The organism is Microvirga sp. 3-52, assembly GCF_018383585.1.
GTDB lineage: Bacteria > Pseudomonadota > Alphaproteobacteria > Rhizobiales > Beijerinckiaceae > Microvirga.
This window is the reverse complement of the sequence record NZ_JAHAMK010000091.1, coordinates 1-358: the sequence shown is the minus strand read 5'-3', so window position 1 is coordinate 358 and position 358 is coordinate 1. Positions and strand designations below refer to the sequence as shown.

Genomic DNA, 358 nt, shown 5'->3' with positions numbered 1-358 from the left:
AGATCGCGGGTATTGGGATAGCGAGGAGATCCTGGCCTGCGACCAAACAGGAGTGACGGTCACCCTGCCCAAGCCGATGACCTCCGGCTCGAAAGCGGATGGCCGGTTCGGCAAGCAGGACTTCGTCTACTTGCCCGAGGAAGACGCCTACCGCTGCCCAGCAGGCGAGAAGCTCGAGAAGCTCAAGTACTACTACAGCAATGTCGAGCGGGGGCTGACACTGCGGCGCTACTGGACCATGGCTTGCCGCGGCTGCCCGTTCAAGAGCCGCTGTACCACGGCTCGGCAGCGACGGATCACGCGCTGGGAGCACGAGGACGTGCTGGAGGCGGTGCAGCGCCGGCTTGATCTCAACCCC

Annotated in this window: 1 protein-coding gene; it reads left to right on the top strand. The window is 64.2% G+C overall.

Going from position 1 to position 358, the window contains the following annotated elements; translation table 11 throughout:
- On the top strand, positions 1-358 hold a 358-nt coding region (locus KHP60_RS24890), incomplete at both ends, for a transposase (protein WP_213566940.1).